We start from the raw sequence: 17,797 nt of genomic DNA, 5'->3' as shown, positions 1-17,797 counted from the left end.
GCGTGTCCGGCGGATCGACGTGCGCCGCGGGCGGATTGCACGAGTCGAGCGGTCATTCGGGGGTACAACTACCGCATGAATTTCCCGGTGAATTTCGGCTTCATCCAGGTCGGATTGATCTTGATCATCCTGATCGGGATCGCGCTGCTCATCTCCGGGGTGGTGCTGGCGCGCCGGATCGGCCTGCGGGCGCTGATCACACGCGGCGGCAGCGGTCTGGTGCTGCTGCTCGGCGCGGTGGTGCTGCTCTGGGTGGCCACCCTGATGCAGACCTATCTCGGATTGACCGGTGAGATCAAAGCCGCGCACGTCGTGGCGAAGCCGGTCGCCGGGCAGGAGCACCGCCTCGACGTCGAACTGACCCTGTTCGGCGACGACGACCACGAGGACCAGCACCTGCGCTACCAGGTCGAGGGCGATATGTGGGTGTTGCAGGCGGGCATCGTCGAACTGGAGCCCTGGGTGAACGCCATGGGCTTCCACTCCGGGTACAAGGTCAGCAGGTTGTACGGGCAGCGACTGGACGGCGTGGCCACCACGCAGAACCAGATCTTCCTCAACGACGGCGACGAGGACTTCTTCAACGACATGACGAAGGGGCGCTGGTGGACCGAGCCGTTCGTGCGCTCGGCCTACGGCAACGCGGTGATCGCGGTGCCCGGTGAATACGACGTCTTCATCTCCCGCGACGCGATAAAGACGCGCGCACCGGCCTAATGGTGCGGCGTCGGTCAAGGAGCGGACCCCGGCGGGGTACGGTTGAGGGCCGACCCCGTCCATAGCGTTCAGGAGTTTGTCCGCGTTGAATGTCGAACCACCGATCCAGGCCAAGCTGCTACAGCTCGCCGCTGTCGACACCGAGCTGACGCGGATCGCGCATCGCCGCACCGTGCTGCCCGAACAGCAGGAGGTGGCCCGGCTGGAGGCCGAGCGAAACACGCACAAGGATGCCGCGGTCGCCGTGCAGATCATGCTGGACGATCTCGATCGCGATATCCGCAAACTCGAGGGCGAGGTCGACGCGGTCCGTAAGCGCGAGGAGCGCGACAAGGGCATGCTCACCGCCGGAACCGTGAACGCGAAGCAGCTTTCGGAGATCCAGCACGAACTGGGCAGCCTGGAGCGGCGGCGTTCGGTGCTCGAGGACGAACTGCTCGAGGTGATGGAGAAGCGCGAGGCCTCGGCCGACGACTACCAGCACGCGGGCGCCCGGCTGGACAAGACCGAGCAGGAGCTCGCCGACGCGCAGCGCCGCCGTGCCGAGGCGCTCGCGGATCTCGAAGTGGCACAGGGGCGTTGCGACGCCGACCGGTCGAACCTGGTCGCGCTGTTCCCGGCCGATCTGCTCGCGGTCTACGACCGTCAGCGCAGCCAGCACGGTGTGGGCGCCGCTCTGCTGCAGGCCCGCCGCTGTGGCGCCTGCCGGATCGAGCTGGACCGCGGCGAGATCGCCCGGATCGCCAAGACCGCGCCCGACGTGGTGGTGCGCTGCCCGGAGTGCAGCGCGATCCTGGTGCGCACCAAGGAATCGGGACTGTGACGGTGGTGGCCCGCGCGAAGCGAGTGGCACGGTGACCGAACGCGAGGTGATCGTCGAGGCCGACGGTGGTTCCCGGGGTAACCCGGGCCCGGCCGGCTACGGCGCCGTGGTGTACGCCGCGGACCATGTGCGCGTGCTCGCCGAGCGTCGCGAGTTCATCGGCGTCGCCACCAACAACGTCGCCGAATATCGGGGCCTCATAGCGGGTTTGGAAGCTTCGGCGGAACTCGGGGCCCGGGTCGTCGCGGTCCGGATGGACTCCAAGCTGGTCGTCGAGCAGATGTCCGGCCGCTGGAAGGTCAAGCACGCGGCGATGATTCCGCTCGCCGACCGGGCCCGCAGGCTGGTCGCCGGATTCGAACGGGTGAGCTTCACCTGGATTCCACGCAACGAGAACGCGCACGCCGACCGGCTGGCGAACGAGGCGATGGACGACGGCACGCTGATCGACGAGGTGCGTACCGCCCGCGCGGCCGAACAGCCTTCGGCGCCAACGGCTCCGGCGAGTACAGCCGCCGCCGCGCAGCCGGCTCCGGCCAGTGCGGCGGCCGCCGCACAACCGGCCCCCGGCTGGACCGGCGCCGTCGGCCGCCCCACCCGCCTGTTGCTGCTGCGGCACGGGCAGACCGAACTGTCGGTGCAGCGGCGCTATTCGGGCCGCGGCAATCCGCCGCTCACCGAGCTGGGGCGCGAGCAGGCCGCGCGCGCCGCGAAAATGCTTGCCGCCAAAGGTGATATCGCCGCGGTGCTGACCTCGCCGCTGAGTCGCGCCCGCGATACCGCACAGGCCGCGGCCGACGCGCTCGACGCGCCGCTGACCGTCCTCGACGGCCTCATCGAAACCGACTTCGGTGATTGGGAGGGCCTGACCTTCGTCGAGGCCGCCCAGCGCGACCCGGAACTGCATGCCCGCTGGCTCGGCGACCCGTCGGTGCCCGCGCCCGGCGGCGAAAGCTTCGATCAGGTGCGCGAGCGCGTGGACGCGGTGCGCCGGGACCTGGTCACGCAGTATCCGGGCACGAATCTGGTGGTGGTCAGTCACGTGACCCCGATCAAGACGCTGCTGCAATTGGCGCTGGCCGCCGGGCCGTCGCTGCTGTACCGGCTGCATCTGGACCTGGCCGCGCTCTCGATCGCGGAGTTCTATCCCGACGGGGGCTCGTCCGTCCGGCTGTTCAACGACACCTCGTACCTCTGATACGCACGCGGTAGCCCTGATGGGGCCGCGTTGATTCGCCGTGCGGCGGTCGCGCAGCGTATAACAGTTGAGTATCGTCGGCCGCCGGGTCCGGCCGTGTTCGGGGTGAGTGAGTATGAAAGTCGGTTCGGGTGAACGCTTTTCATGGCCGACGCGCTGTCGTGTGGCCTGCGTCTCAATCGGTGCGCGACTGTGTCGCAGTGCACAGAGTGTTGTGCCCTCCGCCTTCCCATGACCATGCTTGATAGCCAGTAGGTAACTGGCATTGCTCGAATCGGGCCGCATCGGCTGGTTCCGCTGTCGAAAGACGGCCGCAGATTCCATCGGGGGTTGACTTGCTTCCCGATCCAGGTGCGTGGGGGTGTCGGCACTCGTACGCATCTTTTCGAAAAGGAGAGAAGTGGCAAAGAAATTCAGATCCATCGCGATCGCGGCGGCCGCTGTGGCGACCGCGATCGTCGGCGGTGCGGGCAATGCCTCGGCCGCGCCGAGCGCGGTGCTCGGCGGCGGCTCCGGGATAATCTTCGACAACAATTCGGCGTGTTCGCTGACCACCATCGGCCACGACGGCGCGGGCAGGCTCGTCGGCCTCACCGCGGGTCACTGCGCGCCCACCGGTGCCAGGTTGATCGCCGAGGGCACGCCCTCGGCCGGGGTGATCGGCACCGTCGCGTTCTCCGACAACGGTGAGGGCCTGGATTACGCTGTGCTGCAACTTGATCCGGAGCGGGTGACCCCGGTGCGCAGCATCGGCCCGACCACCATCGCCGGGATCGGCGTCCCGCCCGGCCCGGGCGGCACCGTGTGTGCGAGCGGGCGCACCAGCGGCACCGACTGCGGTGTGGTGTGGGGCTCGCTGGACGGCACCAGCATCAACCAATACTGCTCCAAGCCGGGCGATTCCGGTGGTCCGGTCTTCGTCGGCGATCAACTGGTCGGGATGAACCAGGGACGGTTGACCGGGATCGGCCCGATCGGTTTCGACGTGCCGTGCACCACGGCCGCCAACCCGGTGCACTCGCCCGCGTTCTTCCAGCCGATCGCGGTGATCCTCGCCGCGGTCAACGCGCAGAACGGCATCGGCGCCGGTTTCCAGCCCATCTGAGGCTGATCGCGTTACTGCGGTGACGAATTCGCCGCGGCCGCCAGCTCACGCAGCGCGGCCGCGGTGAATTCGTCCAGGGGGTAGAACAATTCGATGGCCAGCTCGGACAAGGTCACGTCCGCGGGCGCGCCGAACGTAGCCATGGTGCTGAACATCGAGAGTTCGCCGCGCGGCGTGCGGATCCGGATCGGTACCTCGAACGGGCTCGGTTCGCCCGCACCGACTTTCGGATCGTCCGGCTGGTGCGCCGGCAGCGGATAGCGACGCACCTCGTCGTGCAGCGCCGCCAGCTGCGGATCGCCGCTCGCGGCCACCTGACGAGCGAGCCGCTCCAAGAACAACTCCCGCACCTGGCCCAGATTGGCCAGCCGCGCGGCCAAGCCCTCCGGATGCAGCACCAGGCGGAACACATTGGGTTGCGGTAGCAGCAGATGGTCCGGGATGTCGTGCAGCAGCACATTCATCGCCGCGTTGCCGGTGACCACGTTCCACAGCCGATCGACGACCACCGCCGGATACGGCTCGTGGGCGGTCAGCATCGTCGTCAGGGCGGCGCGGACCGAGGCCAGGTTCGTGTCGTCCAGGCTGCTCTCCCGGTAGGCGGGCGCGTAATCGGCGGCCAGCAGCAGCGTATTGCGTTCGCGCAGTGGCACATCCAGCGCCTCGGCCAGGCGCAGCACCATCGTCCGGCTCGGCTTGGCGCGGCCGGTTTCGACATAGGAGATGTGCCGGGCCGAGGTGTCCGCGGCCAGTGCCAGATCCAGCTGGCTCAGCCTGCGGCGTTGCCGCCATTCGCGGAGCAGCCCGCCCACTCTCGTCCGGGTTTCCAGCTGCGTCGATACCACGTCAGCAGGGTAGCCAGTGGTCCTGCGGACGGGCCATGACCTCAGAGGTTATTGAGACGCTCACCTCAGGTCGGCAAGGTGAGGTTCCGGAGCCGAACAGTCCGGCTGAACTCGACCGACCCCAGGAGCGCGACCATGAGCACAGTTCTCTCCGCCGACCAGACGAGCACCGAATTCCTGCGCACCGCTTTGCGCGTGGACGGATGGGGGACCGGTGTTTTCGGTGTGGTTCTGCTGGGCGGCGCGGTGGCTTTGCGTGATCCGCTCGGCCTGCCCACCGCCTGGTCCGTTCCCTTCGGCGTCGCCATGCTCGGCGGCGCGCTGGCACTGCTGCTGATCGCGGGGCACCCGGAGATTCCGTTCGGGCAGGCGTGTGCGGTGGTCGCGGTGAACGCGATGTCGGCGGTGGGGATGGTGGTGCTCGCGCTGTCGGGCCTGATCGCTTTGACCGGCCTGGGCGTCGCGTTCCTGTTGGTCGGCGCGGTGGTGGTGGCCACCTTCGCCGTGGTGGAATACACCGGCATCCGCAGGACCGGGTACTGAGCGCGCGCGGTACCTGGTCGGCGGATTCGAGGGCCGAGCGGACGTCGTGGCGGCGCGGTTCGATCATCGTGCGGCGCTACGGCCGGGTCGTGCCGCACGCGGTGTGCGTGCTGTGCCGCAGCGTCGCTGGTGCGGGTGCGCTGGGTGCAGCACCGATTCCGGGACGCCGTCCCGGGCCGGACCCGCGCAACCTGATCGGGCAGGTGGACGGCACGGTGGACATCGCGCGGTCTAGATGTCGTCGTGGCGGCCCTGCCGCACGCGATGCTGAACGTGGCGGCAGTGCGCACACCGGGCGGTGACCAGCCCGTGCTCCCGGTCGTCGCAGTTGTGCTCATGGTGGTGGGTGCGTCGGTAAACGGTTTGCGCCGCTCGCTGCGCGACAGGTAGACAACTCGGATGGGGACATCGACGATCGGCATCCGATTGCTTACCGCCGACGACTGGGAAACGTTCCGGCGGATCCGGTTGCGCGCCTTGGCCGACACACCGCAGTTCTTCGGGTCGACGCTCGCCGACGCGCAGGCGCGCACCGAGCAGGGGTGGCGCGCCGTCCTGTCCGAGCGGGTGCAGTACGTGGCCGTCGCCGACGGTGTCGAACTGGGCACCGTCGGCGACGGTGTCGAACTGGGCGCCGTCGGCGCCGGTGTCGAACTGGGCACCGTCGGCGCCATGCGCGACGCGGAACGCGGTGGCCTGCACTTGGTTTCGATGTGGGTGGCGCCGGAGGCCCGCGGTACGGGTGTGTCGGATCTGCTGGTGGAAGCGGTGCTCGACTGGGCCGACACCGCGGGCAGCCCGCCCGTCTGGCTCGAGGTGGCCGACGGGAACACCGTCGCCGAACGACTGTATCTCCGGCACGGATTCGTGCGGACCGGCGTGACCGGCCCAGTGGCGCCGGATGATCCGCGCCTCGAGCACGAACTGGTGCGCCGCCGCTGACGTACCGCGTTTGCCTGCCTGGTCGCCGGGTATTCGCCCCTCGATCGGGAGGTGACGGACATGCCGAAGCGGCACGGGCACCGTGTGGTGGACTGGTCGATGGGGCCGACGGTGTTGCGGTGGCGTTCGTGGTGGGGCGTGTTCCGCCGGACCGTCACCGAATTCCTGGACGACAATCTCTCGGATTGGGCTGCGGCGCTTACTTATTACAGCGTGCTGTCGATCTTCCCCGGCTTGGTCGTGCTCACCGCGATCCTGGGCGCGCTCGGCCCGTCGGCGACCCAGTCGCTGATCGATACCATTCGGCAGATGGGCCCGAGTAGTGGCACCGCGTTGCTCGTCGACTCCCTGCACCAGCTGCAAGGGGCGAGCCAGCTGTCCGGCCCGTTGGCCGTCATCGGATTGGTGACAGCGCTGTGGACCGCCTCCGGCTACATCGGTGCATTCATGCGGGCCGCCAACGCCATCTACGACACCGAGGAAGGGCGGCCGATCTGGAAAACCGTTCCGGTGCAGCTCGGTTTGACCGCACTCATGGTGGTGCTGCTCGCGTTGTGCGCCATCGGCGTCGTCGTGACCGGGCAGGTCGCCGCGCGGGTCGGGCAGTGGCTCGGGATCGGCTCGGCCGCGGTGCTGGTGTGGGACATCGCGAAATGGCCGGTGCTCGCCGTGCTGGTGAGTTTGGCGTTCGCGCTGCTGTACTGGGCCGCGCCGAACGCGCAGCAGCCGGGCTTCCGGTGGTTGAGCCCCGGCAGCGTGCTCGCCGTGCTGCTCTGGATCGCCGCCTCGGCCGGATTCGCCGTGTACGTCGCGAATTTCGGGTCCTACAACAAGGTTTACGGTTCACTCGGCGGCGTCGCCGTCTTCCTCATCTGGTTGTGGCTGTCCAATATCGCGGTGCTGCTCGGCGCGGAATTCGACGCCGAACTCGCACGCGGGCGGCGCATCGAACAAGGGTTCCCGCCGGACGAAGAACCCTTCCTGCCCCCGCGAGACACCCGAGCCATGTCCGACGACAACGAATCCGACGAGCACCCCGGCGATGCGGCCCTGACCGCAGCCGACCAGCCCACAGCAGACAGGAGCCGATGATGGGCGAGCCGAAACCCTCCGATGCCGAGACCGACAAGTTCCAGGAAAAGGCCGAAGCCGTCCGCGAAAAGGCAGCGGCAGCAGAGAAACTCGCGGCCGAGAAGTCCGCGCGCGTGCGCGCGACGGCCGAGCAGAAAGCGGCCGAGGTGACCCGTAAGGCCGAAGCCAAAGCCGCCGAAGCCGAGCGCGCCACGGCAGCCGCCGCCGCAGACCGAAAACAGGAAGCCGAGCACGACACCGCCGAAGCGAAACGCAAAGCCGCCGCAGCAATCCGGGGCGCGCAGGCCCAGGCGAAGAAGAAGGCCGCGGAAGTGATCGACGAGGGAAAGACGGAGGCCGCCCAGGTGCAGGCCGCAGCCGGCGAGGAGTCCGGCACCGCCGCCGGGGCTGCCCAGGCCCGCACCGGCGATGCAGCACAGAGTGCTGCCGGAGCGGCAGGCGCAGGTCAGGCCGATAGCGCTCAGAAGAGTACGACGGGCACGGCGCAGGCGAAGTCGAGTGCTGCGCAGCCGGATTCGGCCGACGCGGCGCGGGCGCAGGCAGGTGATGCGCGGCAGAGTGCGGGTGAGGCGGCCGGTGCGGTGCAGGCAGGTGATGCGCGGCGGAGCGCGGGTGAGGCGGCCGGTGCGGTGCAGGCGGGGGCCGATGAGGCCGGGGAGGGGATCGCGAAGGTGGCGGCTGAGGCGAAACGGGCTGCGGCCGATGCCATCGGCAAGGTGGAGGAGAAGGTGGGCGTCGAGAACCCCAACGCGGCAGCGGTACTCGGGGCGGCGCACGCGAAAGTCGACGATGCGAAGGAGGCGACCGCCGCTGTCGCTGAGACGGCGCAGGAAAAGGCCAAGGCGGCGACGGAGAAGGCTGCGGAGTCGATTCGTACGGCGGTCGAGCGGACCGACGAGGCCACGGAGCGTGCCAAGGACGCCGCCGAGAAGGTCGCCGACTCGGTCCCGCAACCCGTTGCGGAACAGGGCCGTTCGCTCGCCGAGACGATCCGCAGGCAACCGGCGGCCGCCGGCGCCTTCGTGGTCGGCTTCGCCGTCGTGCTCTGGCGCGCCCTACGCCGCCGCCGCTGACCGCCGCCGCTACGCCTGACCGCCGCCCGTTGATCGCGCGCGGCAGTCGTGGACCAAGCGACAGATAGGTTCGCATCCACAGACCTTCTCCACGGCTCACAGCCGTTATATGCCCTGTGAACCGCCAAGAAGGTCTGTGGATGCTCGGCGTGCGCTGGTCGGCAACGCGCCCGCGACCCGCCCCTGACCGCCGGTGCCGTCGTGGGCGGCTTCGCCGTCGTGCTCTGGCTGCCTTGCGCTCCACGCCGTCGCCGCTGATCGCGTGCTGTGGCGTGCTTTGCGCCGCCGTCGACCGCGTGCTCTGGCGCACTTTCCGCCGCCGCTGACCGTGTGCATGGGGACCTCGCGCGGGGCGGTCGTGGACCAAGCGACAGATAGGTTCGCGCCCACAGATCTTCTCTACGGCTCGCAGCGGCTATATGCCCTGTGAACCGCATGCAAGGTCTGTGGACCTCGGCGAGCGCGGGTCACGCGCCCTCGCCCGCGGGTGCCTTCGTGGTCGGCTTCGCCGTCGTGCTTAGGCGTGCTGTGAACCGTGGACAAGGTCTGTGGACTCTCGGGGGACGCAGGTGGCGGCTGGGCGACCGGCCCGGTTCAAGACAGCGCCTGCTGGAGTTTGGTGAGGAAGCGGGGGAGGTGGGGGTCGGTGTCGGGGAGCGCGAATTCGTCGATGTCCCACCAGTTCTGGTCGCTGAACTCGCGAGGGTCGAGGGTGTATGGGTTGCTGCGCCGGCCGCGGATGACGTACCAGAGGCTGACGTCCTCGTGGCCGCCGTGCGTGCCGACGGTGGTGGTGCAGGTGAGGAACAGGGGCGCGGTGCCGGTGACGGTGAGGTCGGCGGTGATGCCCAGTTCTTCCATCGTTTCGCGGCGGGCGGTCGTCAACGGGTGTTCGCCGGGATCGACGTGTCCGCCCGTCGGCAACCACAAGCCGGCGAGGCGGTGGTGTCCGAGCAGGACGGCGCGCGCGTCCGGGTCGACCAGGACGACGTAGCTGACCAGGTGTCGCGGCGGAATGTCCGGCTTCACCCGGCGGAACACGTCATCGGTGGACGCCAACCATGTCAGTGTCTCGTCGATGTGTTCCTTTTCCACCGGATCGAAAGGGGTGATCCCGCCCACGATCTCGGCGACGGCAGCAGTCGCGGCATGCATGGGGCAGGACTGTACTGTCCGGCACCGACAGCCACGGTGCTCAGTCGAGCGTGACCGGCCGCAGCCGAGTGGTGTACGTGCCGGCGCGGTCGAGCGCATCCACCGCCGCCGCGAGTTCGAGCGCGGCCTCGTCGAAAACCTCCCGTGCACCGGCGACGCAGTGGGCGGCCGTGGTGAGCGCTCCGGCGCTCTCGGTGTCGATCAACAGCCCCGCGGTGTGTAGTGCGCCGTAGTCGTCGGCCAATTGGCTTACCCTGCTGCGCAGTTCACGAAGCTGGTCGAGGAGATGGGCGCGGCGGGCTTCCAGAAGCAAAGGATCGGCGAGCATGCAAACCTCGATTCCACGCAATGCTGCTTGCTTGTAATCTACGCCGCCCGACAGGCCCGGATCGCCCGGCTCCGACCGCCTGCCGACTCTCCGTCACGAGCGTCTCCCAGCGCCGGCCGCCCGCACTCGCATCGCGAATCAGCGTCCTTCCGTCGTTCACGCGGCGGACGGCCGGGTAGCAGGTACGAGGCGCAGGAGCGTGACACCGTAGGTGACCAACCATACGACCCACAGCAACCAGCTGATCAAGCTGATCAGAGCGAGCGGACCGCCGCGTTCGATGACCAGGGGAGTGAGCGTCGCGGAGACGAAAAGCCCTGCGGCGGCGAGTGATCCGATGGTGGCGTGCCAGCGGCGGATCAGCCCGGCCCGGCGACCGCCGAGCGACAGGCCGAGCAGGGCGACGGTGAGAAACACCCCGTTGAGCACGAACAGAGCGTTGTGCAGCGCCCACAGTGCGGCGGTGCCGGAGCGCTCGGTGGTGGTGCAGAGGGCGAGTCGGAGGGCGACCACGCCGACGAACGCGGCGGTTTGCAGCAGCAGCCCCGCGAAACCGACGAGCGACCAGGCCGAACCGGTGGCCCGTTCGCGCGGCCAGATGGTCGCGACCGCGGCGGCGCCGAACACGATGACGCAGAGCCACGCGGCCGGAGTGACGCTCGACGAGAGTCCGACGGCACCGGATTCGGCGGCGAAGAAGGTGTTCACCTCCTCGATGTCCGCGCCGATGACGGGCATGCCCGCGGGTTCGAGAACGAGGTTGGCGCCCACGATGAGCGTGGCGAAACCGAGGGCGCCCAGGCCGCCGAACCGGGCGAACGGCCAGGCGATGTAGCCTTCTGTTTGGGTTGTCATATATTGAATATAAGTAGCGCAAATCGAAAGGGGAACCCCCATGGCGGAGGAGCAGGCACGCCGCCGCTACGACTCGTTGCGGCGGATCGCGCAGGCGCAGCAGACGAGCGCGGAGATCGCCCGCGCCGCCCGGGCCTTGTTCCTGGCCAAAGGCTGGTCGGCGACGACCGTACGCGACGTGGCGAGTGAGGCGGGGGTTTCGGTGCCGACGGTCTACGCCGCCTACGGCAACAAGGCCGGGTTGACCATGGCCCTGGCCGATGCCGCCGACCTTTCAGCGGACCTGCCACACCTGCTCACCGCATTGGAGGCGGCCGATCCGGCCGGTCAGCTCGCGGCGATGACGGCCTACGACCGCAGGCTGTTCGAGCGCGCGGGCGATGTCATCGTCCTGCTGCGCGACGCCGGACGCACGGAACCCGAACTGGCGCAAGCCTATCGGGACGCGCGCAGCCGAGCCGACGACGCCCACCGTCAGGTTCTCGGCTCGTGGCCGCCGGGCACTCTGCACCCCACCCTCGACCTGGCGACCGCGCTCGACATCTATGCGGCCCTCTGCAACATCGACGTCTACACCGAGCTCACCGCTGAACGTGGCTGGCCGCCGGAACGCGTCGAAAAGTGGTGGGCGGCAACGCTGATCCGCGAACTCCTGGCGCGGCCTCAGCAGAGCCCGGCGAGTTTGTAGAGCACCAGCGACCCCGCTACGGCGACATTGAGGCTGTGCCCGGTGCCGATCATCGGGATTTCGACGGCCACGTCGAGCAGTTCCAGCCCTTCCGGTGGGATGCCGGTGGATTCGTGCCCGAGGACGATGACGGTGCGCCGCCGGGCGGTCGGGAGATCGGCGAGCCGGATCGATTCGTCGGTGAGTTCGACGCCGACGATGGCGGAGCCGCCGGCGCGCTGACGGGCGAGCCAGCGCTCGACCCGGCCGTCGATCCAGTGCACACACTGCTGTTTTCGGAGTGTGTTGCCGTGGGCGAGGGCATCGGGCACCCACGGTTTGCGCGGTACGGCGAGGCAGGCGCCGACCGCGTCGCAGGTGCGCAGCAGGGTGCCCAGGTTGACGCCGTACTTGGGCCACAGCGGTGCGATGAGCAGATGGTTCCAGCAGCTGTGCGCGCGCGACCTGCGTTGCCTGCGGAGTTCCGGGCGGGACTTCACCCGCGCGGCGGTCATCGGTGGGCGGGAAGAGCCTTCCCGTGGCAGAGAACAGAATTCATGGGAGTGGATGCTTCGCGGCGCACCGGGGCCATCGTCGAGGACAGTTCGCGGCAACGGCCGCGTATCCACGATACGGCACCGGTACGCGCACTACGGCCGCAGCACCGACACCAGGAACTCGGTCTGGTCGTACACCGCCTTCTCGAAGGTGTCGTCGAAGTAGATGTCGAAATGCCCCACCGGATAACGCTTCACGACCGCGTGCTTGGTTCGTTCGGCGGCGCGCAGCGCGGGCTTGACCGGGGTGATCGAATCATTGTCGGCGAGGGCGTACAGCACCGGCATCTTCAATGCCTTGGCGCGTCGGCCGGGCTTGTCGAACATCGCCGAAAAAGCAATGCGGGCAGCTACTTTCGGCTTGTAGTGCTCGCTCTCCTCGGCCAGCCTGCCGTTGCCCTCCGGTACGTCGGTCGCGCTCATCAGCGCGGCGGAACGCTTGCGGCCGGCTAATCGGATGCCGATGGGCTTGCGCCGCAGCGGACCGATGAGCAGGTCGGTGGCGGCGATGGCGGTCACCTTGGTCAGGCTGATCGGGCCCTTCGCCAGCGCGCTGGCCCAGCCGCTGGTGAACGGCACCTGCACCACCACCGCGGCGAGGTAATCATCCTCGGGGGCCACCGCCAGGACGTGACCGGCACTGAACGAAGTGCCCCACAGGGCGATCCGGGTCGCGTCGATGCCGCGGATGGTGCGCGCGAACGCGATGGCGGCGCGCCAGTCGTCGCGTTGCTTGCCGATCCGGATGAGCTGGCGCGGTTCGCCCTGGCTCGCACCGAAGTTGCGGTAATCGAACACGAGGACGGCCATGCCCGCGGCGGCGAAACGCCGCGCGTACCGATCGAGCCCCATCTCGCGGTTCGCCCCCAGGCCGTGTCCCATGACAACGAGCGGGCGGGGCTTGGGCGCGCCGTCCGGGCGGTAGAGCCAGGCGGCACACTGCTCGCTTCCGGACGGGAAGCCGACCTCGACACGTTCCATGACACACCACCGTACTGCGTCCGCGGCCCCCACACCCTGGCGGAGCCTGCCAGGCCGAGTACTCTGGCAGCGCGGACGAGTTGGCCGGGCGACCGCGGCATCGGGAACGGGCACAGCTGTGCCGCCGCCCGGCGTCGAGGAAAGTCCGGACTCCACAGAGCAGGGCGGTTGCTAACGGCAACCCGGGGTGACCCGCGGGACAGTGCCACAGAGAACAGACCGCCCACGGCCTTTCGGGGTCGTGCGGTGAGGGTGAAACGGTGCGGTAAGAGCGCACCAGCGCCCCGGGTGACCGGGGCGGCTAGGTAAACCCCGCCCGGAGCAAGGTCGAAGGTCGCATCGCTCGCGGTGCGGCTGCGCAGGTGTTCGAGGGCTGCTCGCCCGAGCCTGCGGGTGGACCGCTCGAGACACCCGGCGACGGTGTGTCCAGATGGATGGTCGCCCCCCGGTGCGAACCGGGGACAGGATCCGGCTTACAGGCCAACTCGTCCGCCCGCTTCGGCCCCGGATCCGCCCGGGCCGGTGGTCTCCCGGCGAACGTCGCGTGAACGGGTGAGATCCATTCTGTGGCCAGCTGATTGGGTCGCTCAGGATGCGCGCGATACCAGTATTGTCGGTCGAGTTTTGTGCGGTGTGCCCGATTCGGCGCGGCCGCGAGATCGATCGCTAGGAGAGTGTCATCAACGTTCAGAGCATGCCGCGCCGGATGAGCGTCCTCGCCGCCGCGGCGGCCGTGATCACCGTGGCCTGCGTCGGCCCGGCCGTTGCCGCGCCGACGACCGCCACCGCTCCGCCGAACAAGGTCGATGTCACCGGTGCCGAACGCACCGGTGGGGACGTGGCCGTGTCGGTGACCTACCTGTGCGAGCCCGTCGACGCTGCGGTGACATTGCAGGTGTTCATCCGCCGCGCGGAGGGCGAGCAGATGCTCGGCGCGAAGGCCGCGGCCACCTGCGACGGCACGCCGCAGACGCAGCGGGCCACCGCGACCAAGGTGGCCGATGCCGAACCGTTCACCCCCGAATCCGACCAGAGCGTGCGGATTTTCGCGTCGCTGTTCCAGGGCGACAAGGCGTTCGAGGGTGGCACCGCGCTGAAGCGGCTGACGCTGAAATAGTCTGCCTGCCCGCCCTGTTCGGTGTCATGATGGAAGTAGCTGCGGGGCCGCAGCGTCCAGGCACCCGCCTCTGCTGTCTGCGGACGCGATTCAGGTGGGCGGGCATGGATTTCCTGACGATTGTGGGCAGCATCTTCGGCTTGGGCGCGGTGGCGGGCGCGATCGCCACCGCCACGAGCGCCCGGGTGGTCGCGCAGTACGAGAAGGGGTTGGTCTTCCGGTTCGGCCGGGTGATCGCGACGCGAGATCCCGGGCTGCGCTTGCTGATTCCGTTCGTGGACCGGATGCAGAAGGTGTCGACCCAGATCGTCACCCTGCCGATCCCCGCGCAGGACGGCATCACTCGGGACAACGTGACGGTCCGGGTGGACGCGGTGGTGTACTTCCGGGTGTTCGATCCGGTACTGGCGGTGGTGGAGGTGCAGAACTATCTGTTCGCCGTCGGCCAGGTGGCGCAGACCTCACTGCGTTCGATCATCGGCAAGAGCGACCTGGACAGCCTGCTGTCCAACCGCGAAGAGCTGAACAAGGGCCTGGAGATCATGATCGACAGCCCGGCGCTGGGCTGGGGCGTGCACATCGATCGGGTGGAGATCAAGGATGTCGCACTGCCGGATGCGTTGAAGCGCTCGATGTCCCGGCAGGCCGAGGCCGAACGCGAACGCCGGGCCCGCGTCATCTCCGCGGAGGGCGAACTACAGGCCTCGCAGATGCTGGCGCAGGCGGGCGAGCAGATGTCGCAATCGCCCGCCTCGCTGCAGCTGCGCCTGCTCGAAACCGTGGTTCAGGTTGCGGCGGAAAAGAATTCGACCCTCGTCCTGCCCTTCCCGGTGGAACTGCTGCGCTTCCTCGAGCGCAGCACCCCGCCCACCGCGCCCACCGCGACCCCTGCGGCCCCCGCGACACAACAACCCGAACCCGACGAACTTCCCGCCCCCGAACAACAGCAAGAATTGAATTCCCCCGACAACCCGCCGCCCCCGAAACAAATCGCCCCCTAGACGTGATGCCGGTGGCGGATACCGATACGGGTACGGCGGACGCTTTTCGGGCGCCGCCGTGCGTCCCGCATCGGTCAGCCGAAATAGCCGCGGCTCAGCACATCATCTTGGCCATCTGGTAGATGGCCTTCGACTCCTCGGTGGTCGCCTCGGTCTTGCCGGAGGCCCGCTTGATGATGTTCTTGACGACCTCGTCCTCGGGCTTGCCCGCCTTGATGTCCTTGCACGTGTCACTCAGCACGGTGGAGATCTTCGCGTCGTCCTTGCCGTCGGCGAGTTTCGGGAACGCACCGCGGAAGCTGACGACGAACGCGCCCGCCTTCACGTTGTCGACGACCTGGGTGTCGCCGCTCGACTGCGCGGTGGTGGAAGAAGAGGCGGCATCGGTGGTGGCCTTGTCGTCCCCGCAGCCGGTGAGCAGCAGGGCAAAGAGGGTCGCGCTGGCCGCGAGAGCGGCGGTAGTTCTGATCACGGAGCGGGATGCTAGCGGGCCGGAACCAAAGTCGCCTCCCGTCCGGTGAACGGGAGGCGACAGGGTTGTGGCAGAAGGTTTATCGGTCAGACCGGGGAGACGACGAAGACCTGGGCCCAATAGGCTGCCTGGTCCGCGCCGATCAGCGGGGCCAGGTAGTCGAACAAGATCGATGACATAGCTACGGAACTCCCAATTGTCGACGTACAGGACATTTCAGAATGTGCGGGCCGAATGTGAGCCACGCTACGGCGGGCAACGTTAGCAGCCACGTCGGCGGCCTGCTCGCCATGGCGGCCCGCCATGCCGATGCGCGAGTAACTAGCCGGACCGTGATCGACGTCATAAAGTAGGGGCCGTCGGCTTGGCCCGTTTGCCGGGCCGCGACGTTCCCTTCACACTTCGAATGCGGGAAAGCAGGTCTCAACTCATATGCGGATTGTTCGCTCACTGGTCGCCGGCGCGTTGATCGCCGGTGCTGCTTCGGTTTTCGCCATGCTGGGGGCCGGTTCCGCCGGTGCCGTAGCGGTGACGCCGCTGCCGGGCGGGGTGCAGGTCGACCTCAGCCCTGCCGATACGGTCTGGGTCGCCCAGAACCGTTTCGGGCAGACCCTCGCCGGTCTGCCCCATCCTTCGGCGCCTTCGTTCGGTCAGGCGCTGGACGCGGCCGCCGCGGTGTCGGCGGCGGTCCCGGGCGGACATGTCACCTTCACCGTGTACGGGCCGCTCGATTCGTTGAACGGCACCATGCTGGCGTTGCAGTAGGACTGGCACACCCAGCGTGGAATTGCATCAGCGGATCGTCTCGGCGCCGGTCGACTTCGGCGCCATCCGTTCCGAATTCGGTTTGGCCTCGGCGTACCCCGCCGAGGCCACCGCGGAAGCCCGCGACGCGTCCGACGCGTTCGCGGGCGACCGGAACGATCGCACCGACATCCCGCTCGTGACGATCGACCCACCGGGGGCCATGGATCTGGACCAGGCCCTGCACCTCGAGCGCACCGGCACCGGCTTCCTGCTGCACTACGCCATCGCCGACGTGGGCGCGGTGATCGATCCCGACGGCGCGCTCGCCAAAGAGTCCGGCGCCCGGGGACAAACCTTCTATCTGCCCGACGGCACGGTGCCGCTGCATCCGCCGGTGCTGTCCGAGGGCACCGCGAGCCTGCTGCCGCAGCAGCGCCGCCCGGCCGCGCTGTGGACCATCGAACTCGACGAAAACGCCGAACCGCAACGGTTTTCGGTGCAACGCGCGCTGGTGTGCTCGCGCGCCAGGCTCGACTACGCGGGCGTGCAGGCCGACGCCGACGCGGGCCGCCTGCACCCCTCGATCGCAGCCCTGCCGGAATTCGGCAAGCGGCGCATCGAGGCGGGACTGACCCGTGGCGCGATCGGTTTGCGGCTGCCCGCGCAGAGCATCGTCCGGGACGATCGCTCGCCGGGGCACTGGCGGCTGATCGTGGAACCACGCACCGCCGCCGACGACTGGAACGAGCAGGTCTCGCTGCTCACCGGGATGTGCGCGGCCCGCATCATGCTCGACGCGGGCGCGCCCGCGCTGCTGCGCACCATGCCGCCGCCCGCCGAATCGGCGATCGCGTCGATGCGCCGGACCGCGGCGGCGCTGGGCGTCGCCTGGCCCGAGGCGCAACCGGTCGGGCAGATGCTCGCCGGACTGGACCCGAACACGCCCGCCGCGCTGGTGCTGATGTCGGAGGCGACCAGCCTGCTGCGCGGCGCGTCCTACACCGTGGTGAACGGCGATACGACCGGGGCCGCCCCGGAAACGTTGCAGCACAGCGCGATGCACGCGCCGTACGCACACGTCACCGCGCCGCTGCGCAGACTGGTCGACCGCTACGCCACCGAAATCTGCCTGGCTCGCTGTGCGGGAACCGCAGTGCCGCAGTGGGTTACCGATGGTCTCGCCGACACCGCGGACACCATGCGCCGCAGCGACACGATCGCGAACAAGGTCGAACGCGCCTGCATCGACCTCACCGAGGCGACGTTGCTCGCCGAACGCGCGGGCACGGAGTTCGACGCGGTCGTGGTGCGCGAAGCCAACGGCAACCGCGCCGCCGAGATCTTCATCGCCGACCCACCGGTGCTCGGCCCCTGTACCGGCGAGCCACCCGAAGGCGAACAGGTGCGCGTCCGCCTGACCGCCGCCGACCCCACCACCCGCAAGATCGCCTTCGCCTACGCGCCCTGAGCGCGGCCGCGCCGTCCGTTGAACGCGGACGGTACGGGACCGCCCCCGCAGCCGCACCCCTTCTGACTTCGCGCACCCCTTTTGTGTTCCCGCACCCCTTTTGTGTTCCCG

Annotated in this window: 20 protein-coding genes and 1 other RNA gene; 14 read left to right on the top strand and 7 right to left on the bottom strand. The window is 68.8% G+C overall.

Features of this window, described 5'->3' with window-relative positions; genetic code table 11:
* Positions 1-75 precede the first annotated feature (75 nt).
* From NVU01S_RS31385 to NVU01S_RS31370, 4 genes are all read left to right on the top strand, one after another.
* Positions 76-717: a hypothetical protein gene (locus tag NVU01S_RS31385; RefSeq protein ID WP_043676293.1), complete on the top strand. Its 642-nt coding sequence runs from the start codon at positions 76-78 to the stop codon at positions 715-717.
* Positions 718-802: 85 nt separating this feature from the next.
* The gene (locus tag NVU01S_RS31380; protein WP_042263954.1) at positions 803-1,540 is read left to right on the top strand and encodes a zinc ribbon domain-containing protein; all 738 of its coding nucleotides are present in this window, start codon (positions 803-805) and stop codon (positions 1,538-1,540) included.
* Positions 1,541-1,571: 31 nt separating this feature from the next.
* Positions 1,572-2,738: a bifunctional RNase H/acid phosphatase gene (locus NVU01S_RS31375; protein ID WP_043676290.1), complete on the top strand. Its 1,167-nt coding sequence runs from the start codon at positions 1,572-1,574 to the stop codon at positions 2,736-2,738.
* 400 nt (positions 2,739-3,138) lie between these two features.
* A complete protein-coding gene (locus tag NVU01S_RS31370) occupies positions 3,139-3,843 on the top strand; it encodes a S1 family peptidase (protein WP_043676288.1) in 705 nt (234 codons plus the stop codon).
* Positions 3,844-3,854: 11 nt separating this feature from the next.
* Here the strand turns inward: NVU01S_RS31370 and NVU01S_RS31365 are convergent, their stop codons facing one another.
* A complete protein-coding gene (locus NVU01S_RS31365) occupies positions 3,855-4,688 on the bottom strand; it encodes a helix-turn-helix domain-containing protein (protein WP_244467387.1) in 834 nt (277 codons plus the stop codon).
* Between the two features lie 135 nt (positions 4,689-4,823).
* Here NVU01S_RS31365 and NVU01S_RS31360 point away from each other — a divergent pair, with 135 nt between their 5' ends.
* The 4 genes from NVU01S_RS31360 (at position 4,824) to NVU01S_RS31345 (ending at position 8,338) form a co-directional block, all read left to right on the top strand.
* Positions 4,824-5,231: a hypothetical protein gene (locus tag NVU01S_RS31360; RefSeq protein ID WP_043676282.1), complete on the top strand. Its 408-nt coding sequence runs from the start codon at positions 4,824-4,826 to the stop codon at positions 5,229-5,231.
* 399 nt (positions 5,232-5,630) lie between these two features.
* Complete coding sequence (locus NVU01S_RS31355; RefSeq protein ID WP_043676280.1) at positions 5,631-6,173, top strand: GNAT family N-acetyltransferase; 543 nt, start codon at positions 5,631-5,633, stop codon at positions 6,171-6,173.
* 60 nt (positions 6,174-6,233) lie between these two features.
* Positions 6,234-7,265 (top strand): YihY/virulence factor BrkB family protein, encoded by a 1,032-nt coding sequence (locus tag NVU01S_RS31350; RefSeq protein ID WP_082032228.1) that lies wholly within the window; start codon positions 6,234-6,236, stop codon positions 7,263-7,265.
* The gene (locus tag NVU01S_RS31345; RefSeq protein ID WP_218023638.1) at positions 7,262-8,338 is read left to right on the top strand and encodes a hypothetical protein; all 1,077 of its coding nucleotides are present in this window, start codon (positions 7,262-7,264) and stop codon (positions 8,336-8,338) included. The genes NVU01S_RS31350 and NVU01S_RS31345 overlap by 4 nt, the downstream gene beginning before the upstream one ends.
* A 594-nt stretch (positions 8,339-8,932) precedes the next feature.
* Here NVU01S_RS31345 and NVU01S_RS31340 read toward each other — a convergent pair.
* The 3 genes from NVU01S_RS31340 to NVU01S_RS31330 all read right to left on the bottom strand — a co-directional run bounded on the left by NVU01S_RS31340 (position 8,933) and on the right by NVU01S_RS31330 (position 10,676).
* The gene (locus NVU01S_RS31340) at positions 8,933-9,493 is read right to left on the bottom strand and encodes an NUDIX hydrolase (RefSeq protein WP_043676274.1); all 561 of its coding nucleotides are present in this window, start codon (positions 9,491-9,493) and stop codon (positions 8,933-8,935) included.
* A gap of 40 nt (positions 9,494-9,533) precedes the next feature.
* Positions 9,534-9,821, bottom strand: a complete 288-nt coding sequence (locus NVU01S_RS31335; RefSeq protein WP_043676272.1) for a hypothetical protein — start codon at positions 9,819-9,821, stop codon at positions 9,534-9,536.
* Positions 9,822-9,977: 156 nt separating this feature from the next.
* Complete coding sequence (locus NVU01S_RS31330) at positions 9,978-10,676, bottom strand: hypothetical protein (protein WP_043676270.1); 699 nt, start codon at positions 10,674-10,676, stop codon at positions 9,978-9,980.
* Positions 10,677-10,716: 40 nt separating this feature from the next.
* On the opposite strand from NVU01S_RS31330, the gene NVU01S_RS31325 reads away from it, so the two are divergent.
* Positions 10,717-11,364 carry a TetR/AcrR family transcriptional regulator gene (locus NVU01S_RS31325; protein ID WP_043676267.1) on the top strand — a complete coding sequence of 216 codons (648 nt, stop codon included), beginning with the start codon at positions 10,717-10,719 and terminating at the stop codon, positions 11,362-11,364.
* Here NVU01S_RS31325 and NVU01S_RS31320 read toward each other — a convergent pair.
* Both NVU01S_RS31320 and NVU01S_RS31315 read right to left on the bottom strand, forming a co-directional pair.
* Positions 11,340-11,858, bottom strand: coding sequence for a TrmH family RNA methyltransferase (locus tag NVU01S_RS31320; protein ID WP_043676263.1), 519 nt, complete (start codon positions 11,856-11,858; stop codon positions 11,340-11,342). The genes NVU01S_RS31325 and NVU01S_RS31320 overlap by 25 nt on opposite strands.
* Before the next feature lie 135 nt (positions 11,859-11,993).
* Entirely contained in the window at positions 11,994-12,881 is an 888-nt protein-coding gene (locus NVU01S_RS31315) for an alpha/beta hydrolase (RefSeq protein ID WP_043676260.1), read from the bottom strand.
* Positions 12,882-12,957: 76 nt separating this feature from the next.
* On the opposite strand from NVU01S_RS31315, the gene rnpB reads away from it, so the two are divergent.
* From rnpB to NVU01S_RS31300, 3 genes are all read left to right on the top strand, one after another.
* Positions 12,958-13,373, top strand: an RNA gene (gene rnpB, locus NVU01S_RS31310) — RNase P RNA component class A.
* A 202-nt stretch (positions 13,374-13,575) separates the two neighbouring features.
* Positions 13,576-13,998: a hypothetical protein gene (locus NVU01S_RS31305; RefSeq protein WP_043676257.1), complete on the top strand. Its 423-nt coding sequence runs from the start codon at positions 13,576-13,578 to the stop codon at positions 13,996-13,998.
* A gap of 104 nt (positions 13,999-14,102) precedes the next feature.
* Entirely contained in the window at positions 14,103-14,999 is an 897-nt protein-coding gene (locus tag NVU01S_RS31300; RefSeq protein WP_156161759.1) for a slipin family protein, read from the top strand.
* A gap of 94 nt (positions 15,000-15,093) precedes the next feature.
* Here NVU01S_RS31300 and NVU01S_RS31295 read toward each other — a convergent pair whose 3' ends face one another.
* Positions 15,094-15,471 carry a hypothetical protein gene (locus NVU01S_RS31295; RefSeq protein WP_043676256.1) on the bottom strand — a complete coding sequence of 126 codons (378 nt, stop codon included), beginning with the start codon at positions 15,469-15,471 and terminating at the stop codon, positions 15,094-15,096.
* A 432-nt stretch (positions 15,472-15,903) separates the two neighbouring features.
* Here NVU01S_RS31295 and NVU01S_RS31290 point away from each other — a divergent pair, with 432 nt between their 5' ends.
* On the top strand, positions 15,904-16,236 hold the full coding sequence (locus tag NVU01S_RS31290) for a hypothetical protein (protein WP_029901296.1): 333 nt from the start codon (positions 15,904-15,906) through the stop codon (positions 16,234-16,236).
* 16 nt (positions 16,237-16,252) lie between these two features.
* The gene (locus tag NVU01S_RS31285; RefSeq protein ID WP_043676252.1) at positions 16,253-17,686 is read left to right on the top strand and encodes an RNB domain-containing ribonuclease; all 1,434 of its coding nucleotides are present in this window, start codon (positions 16,253-16,255) and stop codon (positions 17,684-17,686) included.
* The last annotated feature ends 111 nt before the right edge of the window (positions 17,687-17,797 follow it).

It is taken from the genome of Nocardia vulneris (assembly GCF_001613425.1).
In the GTDB taxonomy this organism is placed as follows: Bacteria; Actinomycetota; Actinomycetes; order Mycobacteriales; family Mycobacteriaceae; genus Nocardia; species Nocardia vulneris.
The sequence above is the reverse complement of the archived record's forward strand: the minus strand, read 5'-3'. Positions and strand labels throughout refer to the sequence as shown.